This window comes from Streptomyces sp. T028 (assembly GCF_048159505.1).
Taxonomy (GTDB): Bacteria; Actinomycetota; Actinomycetes; order Streptomycetales; family Streptomycetaceae; genus Streptomyces.
In genome coordinates, this window is sequence record NZ_JBLRVZ010000107.1 from 1 (window position 1) to 8,596 (window position 8,596).

Genomic DNA, 8,596 nt, shown 5'->3' on the forward strand with positions numbered 1-8,596 from the left:
TCGCTGCAGGGCGGTTGCCGGAGTACATGGTTCCTGCCGCGGTGATGATCTTGGATGAGCTGCCCCTCACGGAGAACGGGAAGGTGGACCGGGCGGCGTTGCCGGTGCCGGAGTATGCGGTGTCCGGCGGTGGGCGCGGTCCTGTCACGGTGGCGGAAGAGATCGTGTGCCTGGCGTTCGCCGAGGTGCTGGGTGTGGAGCGGGTGGGGGTGGAGGACAACTTCTTCGAGTTGGGTGGGCATTCGCTGTTGGCGGTGTCGTTGGTGCAGCGGTTGCGTGAGCGGGGGTTGGGGGTGTCGGTGCGGGCGTTGTTCGAGGCGCCCACTCCGGCGGGGCTGGCCGCCGCGGGTGAGGGCGGTGGTGTGGTGGAGGTGCCGCCGAACGGCATTCCGGACGGGGCGGAGGTGATCACCCCGGAGATGCTGCCACTCGTGGACCTCACTCCGGAGCACGTGGAGTTGGTGTGTGGGTCGGTGGAGGGCGGGGCGGCGAACGTGGCGGACGTGTATCCGCTGGCGCCGTTGCAGGAGGGCATCTTCTTCCACCACCTGCTCGCCGAGCCTGGTGAGGCGGACGTCTATCTCGTGCCGATGACGTTGGCTTTCGACGGTCGTGAGGGGCTGGACGGGTTCCTGTCGGCGTTGCAGCGGGTGGTGGACCGGCATGACATCTATCGCACGGCTCTGGTGTGGGAGGGGCTGCCGGAGCCGGTGCAGGTGGTGCGGCGCAGGGCGGTCGTGCCGGTCACCGAGGTGGTCCTGCCCGAGACCGGGGATCCGGTGGCAGAGCTGATGGCGATGGCCGGGCGCTGGATGGATCTGCGGCGGGCGCCGTTGGTGCGGGTGCATGTGGCGGCGGAGCCTGGCAGTGACCGGTGGCTCGCGCTGGTGCAGATCCATCACCTGCTCCAGGACCACACGGCGCTGGAAGTGGTGATGGGTGAGGTTGAGGCGTTCATGGCGGGGCGTGGCGACGAACTGCCGGCGCCGCTGCCGTTCCGCGACTTCGTGGCGCAGGCCCGGCTGGGGGTGTCCCGTGCCGAGCACGAGGAATACTTCGCTGGTCTGCTCGGCGATGTCACAGAACCGACGCTGCCGTTCGGTCTGTCCGACGTACACGGCGACGGCACCGGTGTGCAGCGAACGCGGCAGGCGGTCGATGACGGCCTGGCGCGGCGTGTCCGGGAGCAGGCACGTCAGCTTGGGGTCAGCCCGGCGACGCTGTTCCACGTGGCGTGGGCGCGGGTGCTGGCGACTCTGTCCGGCCGTACGGACGTGGTGTTCGGGACCGTACTCCTCGGACGGATGAACGCGGGTGTGGACGCCGAGCGGGTTCCGGGGCCGTTCATGAACACCCTGCCGGTACGGGTGGACGTCGCGGGCCTGGACGTGGCCGGCGCGGTGAAGGCGATGCGTTCGCAGCTGGCCGACCTGCTGGTGCACGAACACGCACCCCTGGCACTGGCCCAGAAAGCCGCCAACGTCCCTTCCCCCGCCCCTCTGTTCACCTCTCTCTTCAACTACCGCCGGAGCCGTCGGCCGGGTGTCCGGCCGGCTGGCGGTGCGCGACACGGCTTGGCCGGCGTGGAGTTGGTCCACAACCAGGAGCTCACGAACTATCCGCTGGCTGTGGCTGTGGACGACTACGGCGCGGGCTTCGTCCTGACCGCTGATGTGGTCGCTCCGGGGGATCCGGACGTGGTCTGCGCGTCGTTGCACACTGCTCTTGACGGCTTGGTCACCGCGCTGGAGCACGCACCGGGCAGCCCGGTGCACGGAGTCGGCATTGTGCCGAGCGCCCAGCGTGAGCAGCTGGTGAACGGCTGGAACGACACGGCCACCACGACTACGGACGTGACGCTGCTCCAACTGGTCGACGAGTGGGTGGCGCGTACCCCCGACGCGCCCGCCGTGGTGTGCGGCGACGAGCAGATCACGTATGCGGAACTGGACGAACGGGCGAACAGGCTGGCGTGGGAGCTGGCCGATCGTGGCGTGGGTCCGGGAGCCGTGGTAGCGGTGATGGTGGAGCGCTCGGTCGGCATGGTGGTGGCGTTGCTGGCGGTGTGGAAGGCCGGCGCCGCCTATCTGCCGGTGGATCCCGGCCATCCCGGTGAGCGGGTGGCGTTCATGCTCGCCGATGCCGGTCCCGTATGTGTCCTGACCGCCAGTGATCAGGTCGGTGTCCTGCCGGAAGGAGTGGCCGTCCCGGTGCTGGCCGTGGACGGGCCGGAGCGGTCCCTGAGGGATGTGGGCGGTGCCCAGGACCGGGCGGAGTGCCCGGCGTCGTACGGCGGGAGCGCCGCGTACGTGATGTACACCTCGGGGTCGACCGGGCGGCCGAAGGGCGTGGTGGTCACGCAGGGAGCGCTGGTCAACCACATGAGGTGGATGCAGCGGGAGTTCGGTCTGGAGCAGCGGGACCGGGTGCTGCACAAGACGCCGTTCGGTTTCGATGCCTCGGTGTGGGAACTGTGGTGGCCGCTGATGGCCGGTGCGGTACTCGTGGTCGCCGCACCGCAGGGGCATCGCGATCCGGCGTATCTGGCGCGGCTGATCCAGCGTGAACGGGTCACGGTCGCGCAGTTCGTTCCCTCCATGCTGGCGGCGTTCGTTGCCGAGCCCGCGGTGGCGGGCTGTGGCAGCTTGCGGATGCTGTTCAGCGGTGGGGAGGTGCTGCCGGGCGACTTGCACGACCGGGCGGCGGGTCTGCTGGATGTGGGCCCGCACAATCTGTACGGGTTGACCGAGACCACCATCGACACCACCTTCTGGCGGTCAGGACCCGGCAAGGAAGGGGCGAGCGTCCCGATCGGCCGGCCCATCGACAACACCCGTGTCCATCTCCTCGATCGGTTCCTGGAGCCGGTTCCGTCAGGAGTGGTGGGGGAGCTGTACGTGGCGGGCGTCGGGCTGGCCCGCGGGTACGTGGGACGGGCGGGGTTGACGGCGGAGCGTTTTGTGGCATGTCCGTTCGGGGCGCCGGGTGAGCGGATGTACCGCACCGGTGATCTGGCGCGGTGGACGGCCGACGGCCGGCTGGTGTTCGTGGGGCGGGCGGACGAGCAGGTGAAGGTCCGGGGGTACCGGGTTGAGCCGGGTGAGGTCGAGGCTGTGCTGGCCGCGCACCCCGGGGTCGCTCGGGCGCTGGCCGTCGCGCGTGAGGATGCTCCCGGCGGCGGGCGGCTGGTCGCCTATGTGGTGCCCGGTGGCGGCGGTGGTGTTGTGGCGGAGGACGAACTGCGGGCGTTCGCTGCTGGGCGGCTGCCCGAGTACATGGTTCCGTCCGCTGTGGTGGTGCTGGACGCGCTGCCGTTGTCGGTGAACGGGAAGGTGGACCGGGCAGCCCTGCCCGAACCCGCGTACGAGGCCGCTGGTGGCAGTCGTGGTCCGGCGACGGTGGCCGAGGAGATCATGTGCCAGGCGTTCGCCGAGGTGCTGGGCCTGGAAAGGGTCGGGGCCGAGGACAGCTTCTTCGAACTCGGCGGACATTCACTGCTCGCGGTGTCGTTGCTGCAGCGGCTGCGTGAGCGGGGCGTGGGCGTATCCGTGCGGGTCCTGTTCGAGTCGCCCACTCCGGCGGCGTTGGCGGTGGCAGGGGCCGGCGCCGAGGTGGAGGTGCCGCCGAACGGCATTCCGGAGGGCGCGGAGGCGATCACCCCGGAGATGCTGCCGTTGGTGGAGTTGTCCCCGGAGCAGGTGCAGTTGGTGTGCGCGGCGGTCGAGGGCGGGGCGGCGAACGTGGCGGACGTGTATCCGCTGGCGCCGTTGCAGGAAGGCATCTTCTTCCACCATCTGCTCGCCGAGCCCGGTGAGACCGACGTGTACCTCGTGCCGATGGTGTTGGCCTTTGACACCCGTGAGCGGTTGGACGCGTGTGTGTCGGCGTTGCAGTGGGTGGTGGACCGGCATGACATCTACCGCACGGGGCTGGTGTGGGAGGGGTTGCCGGAGCCGGTGCAGGTGGTGTGGCGTCGTGCCGTCGTCCCGGTGACGGAGGTGACGCTGCCGGCGAACGGGGCCGATCCGGTGGTGGAGTTGCTGGCGACGGCCGGGTCGTGGATGGACCTGCGGCGGGCCCCGTTGCTGCGGGTGCATGTGGCGGCGGAGCCGGGCAGTGACCGGTGGCTGGCGCTGGTGCAGATCCATCACCTGCTCCAGGACCACACCGCGGCGGACGTGGTGCTGGGTGAGGTCGCGGCGTTCATGGCGGGGCGTGGGGACGAACTGCCGGCGCCGCTGCCGTTCCGTGACTTCGTCGCGCAGGCCCGGCTGGGGGTCTCGCGGCAGGAGCACGAGGAGTACTTCGCCGGTCTGCTCGGCGATGTCACCGAGGCGACGCTGCCGTTCGGTCTCTCCGACGCCCACGGTGACGGCACCGGTGTGGAGCAGGGGCGGCTGGCCGTGGAGGAGGGGCTGGCGGAGCGGGTGCGGGAGCGGGCGCGTGGGCTGGGGGTGAGTCCGGCGACGTTGTTCCATGTGGCGTGGGCGCGGGTGCTGGCGAGTCTGTCCGGCCGTACGGACGTGGTCTTCGGGACCGTACTCCTCGGCCGGATGACCGCGGGGGCGGGCTCGGACCGGATCCCCGGTCCTTTCATGAACACCCTGCCGGTACGGGTGGACGTCGCGGGCCTGAGCGTGCTGGGCGCGGTGGAGGCGATGCGGTCGCAGCTGGCCGGCCTGCTGGTGCACGAGCACGCCCCCCTGTCACTCGCGCAGAAAGCCAGTGGCGTCGCACCCTCCGCCCCGCTGTTCACCTCCCTGTTCAACTACCGTCACAGCCGTCGGTCTGCGGCGCGTACCGACGACAGGCGGGCCAGGGCGGACCGTACCGCGCTGCTGTACGCCCAGGATCGAACGAACTACCCGCTGGTACTCGCGGTGGATGACCTGGGAACCGGTTTCGAGCTGACGGTCGACGCGGTTGCTCCGGTGGACCCGGAGCCGGTGTGCGCGTCGCTGCACACTGCTCTCGAGGGGCTGATCGCCGCCCTGGAGGATGCGCCGGAAAGGTCCTTGCGCGGGATCGAGATCCTGCCCGGTGCCGTGCGGGCGCACATCCTGGCGGGCTGGAACGACACCGTCACCGAGGCTGTGGATACGACGCTGCCCCAGCTGATCGATCAGTGGGTGACCCGTGGTCCCGATGCCGTGGCGGTGGTGCGGGGGGACGAGCGGGTGACGTACGCCGAGCTGGACGAGCGTGCGTCGCGGCTGGCCGGGGTGCTGGCGGCGCGTGGCGTGGGCGCGGAGTCGGTGGTGGCGGTGATGCTGGAGCGGTCGGTCGATCTGGTCGTGGCGTTGCTGGCGGTGTGGAAGGCAGAGGCTGCCTATCTCCCCGTTGATCCGTCGTATCCCACCGAGCGGATCGGGTTCATGCTGGCCGACGGGGCGCCGGTGTGTGCCGTGACCACGGGTGATCTGGCCGTCATGCTCCCGCGGACGCTGGATGTGGCGGTGGTGTGCGTGGACGACCCGGGCGTCGTCGCGGAGGCGGCGACGGCGGATCCGGCGGTGGTGGCGGGGCGGGGCCGAGCCGATGCCGCGGCGTATGTGATGTACACGTCGGGGTCGACGGGGCGGCCGAAGGGCGTGGTGGTCTCCCAGCGGGACGTGGTGGCACGGGCGACGGACCGGTGTTGGGAGGAGTCGGCGCCGACGCGGGTCCTGGGCCACGCGCCGTACGCGTTCGACGCGTCGGTCTTCGAGTTGTGGGTGACGCTCGCGGGTGGCGGCACGGTGGTGCTGGCCCCGGCGGACGAGCTGGACGGAGGACTTATCCGATCGCTGGTCGGTGCGCATGAGCTCAGCCATGTCTGGGTTCCGGCCGGGCTGCTGCGGGTTCTGGCGCAGGACGACCCGGGGTGCTTCACCGGGCTGCGGGAGGTGCTGACCGGGGGCGATGTGGTGCCGGCGCAGGCGATGGCGGCGGTGCTCGAGGCCTGCCCGGGGGTGGCGGTACGGCCCGTGTACGGGCCGACGGAGACCACGTTCTGTGCGACTCAGTACGCCGTCGGGAGCGGCGCGGCCGTGCCGGAGACGCCGCCGATCGGCTCGCCGATGGACAACACCCGCCTCTACCTCCTCGACGGTGACCTGCGGCCGGTGCCGTGCGGGGTGGTCGGCGAGCTGTACGTGGCCGGCGCGGGTCTGGCGCGGGGATATCACGGCCGGCCGGGGCTGACGGCGGAGCGCTTCGTCGCCTGTCCGTTCGGCGCGGCGGGTGAGCGCATGTACCGGACCGGGGATCTGGCTCGTTGGACGGCCGACGGTCAGCTGGTCTTCGCCGGGCGGGCGGACGAGCAGGTGAAGGTCCGCGGGTTCCGGGTCGAGCCGGGCGAGGTCGAGGCTGTTCTCTCGGACTGCCCGGGTGTCGCCCAAGCCGTGGTCGTCGTCCGTGAGGACACCCCCGGGGACAAGCGCCTCATGGCCTACGTGGTGCCCGGAGGCGGAGACGACTCCGCGGTGGAATCGCACCTGACGGCGGAAGCGGTCGCCTTCATGGGGCAGCGGCTGCCGGAGTACATGGTTCCGTCCGCTGTGGTCGTGCTGGACGAGCTGCCGCTGACGGTGAACGGGAAGGTGGACCGGGCAGCCCTGCCCGCGCCGGAGTACCGCTCGACCGCGAGCGGCCGCGGGCCCGCCACCGCCGATGAGGAGATCCTCTGTCACCTCTTCGCCGATGTCCTCGGCTTGGAGCGGGTCGGCGTCGAGGACGACTTCTTCGAGCTGGGCGGCCATTCGCTGCTGGCGACCCGGTTGGTGTCCCGGGTCCGGACCGTCTTCGGCGCGGAGGCAGGGGTGCGGATGCTGTTCGAGGCGTCGACTCCGGCCGCCCTGGCGGCGCGGATCGGCGACACCGGTCCGGCGTGGCCGGGCCTGCTGCCGCGGGAGCGGCCCGAGCGGGTGCCGTTGTCGTTCGCGCAGCGGCGGTTGTGGTTCCTGACGCAGTTGGAGGGGCCGAGCCCGGCCTACCACATCCGGGCGGCGTTGAGCCTGACCGGGCGAGTCGACGAGGGCGCGCTGGGAGCGGCGCTGTCGGACGTGGTCGCCCGCCACGAGGTGTTGCGCACGGTGTTCGCTGTCGTGGACGGGGAGCCGTTCCAGCAGGTGGTGGCGACTGCCGAGGTGGGTGAGGTGCTGCGGGTCGCACAGGCTGCCGAGGAGCAGGTCGCGGCTCTGGTGGCGGCCGAGACGGAGCGTGCGTTCGATCTGGCGGCAGAGGTTCCGTTGCGGGCGCTGCTGATCGAGACCGGCCCGGACACCCATGTCCTCGTGCTGGTGATGCACCATGTCGCCGGGGACGGTTGGTCGATGGGACCGTTGGCCCGCGATCTCTCCCGGGCGTACGCGGCGCGGTGCGAGGGACGTGAGCCGGGCTGGGAGCCGCTGCCCGTGCAGTACGCCGACTACGCGCTCTGGCAGCGGGAGCTGCTGGGTGAGGAAGAGGATCCGGGCAGCGTGCTCGCGGCCCAGGTCGGTTACTGGCGGGAGGCGCTGGCGGGGGCTCCGGAGGAGCTCGTTCTGCCCGCGGACCGGGTTCGCCCGGCGGTCGCGTCGCACCGGGGGCACACGGTCGCCCTCGACGTTCCTGCCGACGTGCATGCGGGGCTGGCTGTGCTGGCGCGTGAGCAGGGTGTCACGCTGTTCATGGTGGTCCAGGCGGCGTTGGCGGTGCTGCTGTCCCGGCTGGGGGCGGGTGAGGACATCCCGATCGGCACGGCGGTGGCCGGACGGACCGACCAGGCCCTGGACGAGCTCGTCGGGTTCTTCGTCAACACCCTTGTCCTGCGGACAGACCTGTCCGGTGACCCTGCTTTCACCGACGTGCTCACCCGGGTGCGTGCGTCCGGCCTGGCGGCCCTGGAGCACCAGGACGTGCCCTTCGAGCGCCTGGTGGAGACTCTGGCGCCGGCCCGCTCCCTCGCCAGGCACCCTCTGTTCCAGACCATGTTCACCTGGCAGAACAACGCCACTGCGGCTCTGGAACTGTCCGGGGTACGGGCGAGGCCGCTGACGGCCGGCGGGACGCCGGCCAAGTTCGACCTGGATGTCACGTTGGGCGAGGTGTTCCGCAACGGCCGTCCTGCGGGGGTGCGGGGCGCGATCACCGCAGCGGCCGATGTGTTCGACGCGGCGACGGTGGAGGCGATCGCCGAGCGTTTCGTCGGGGTGTTGGGGCTGGTGGCGATGGATCCGGGTGTGCGGCTCGGTGAGGTCGATGTGCTGTCGGAGGAGGACCGTCGGCGGGTCTTGGTGGAGTGGGGTGATGGCGGTGGCGTACCGGTGGGGGCGGGGTCTGCGGTGCCGGCGTTGTTCGACGGCCAGGCGGCTCGTGGTCCGGATGCGGTGGCGGTGGTGTGCGGGGGCGTAGAGCTGTCGTACGGGGAGTTGGACGCGCGGGCGAACCAACTGGCCCGGTATGTACGGAAGTTGGGGGTCGGTGCGGAGTCACGGGTGGGGTTGGGGCTCGGCCTGGGTGTGGACCTGGTGGTGGCGTTGTTGGGTGTGTGGAGGGCGGGGGCGGCGTATGTGCCGTTGGATCCGGCTCTTCCTGCTGAGCGGTTGGCGTTCATGGTTGCGGACAGTGGTGCGGC

General features: G+C 71.0%; 1 protein-coding gene. It reads left to right on the top strand.

Going from position 1 to position 8,596, the window contains the following annotated elements; all coding sequences use genetic code 11:
* Window positions 1-50: 50 nt before the first annotated feature.
* On the top strand, window positions 51-8,596 hold an 8,546-nt coding region (locus tag ACLZN2_RS50615; RefSeq protein WP_416987017.1), incomplete at its 3' end, for an amino acid adenylation domain-containing protein.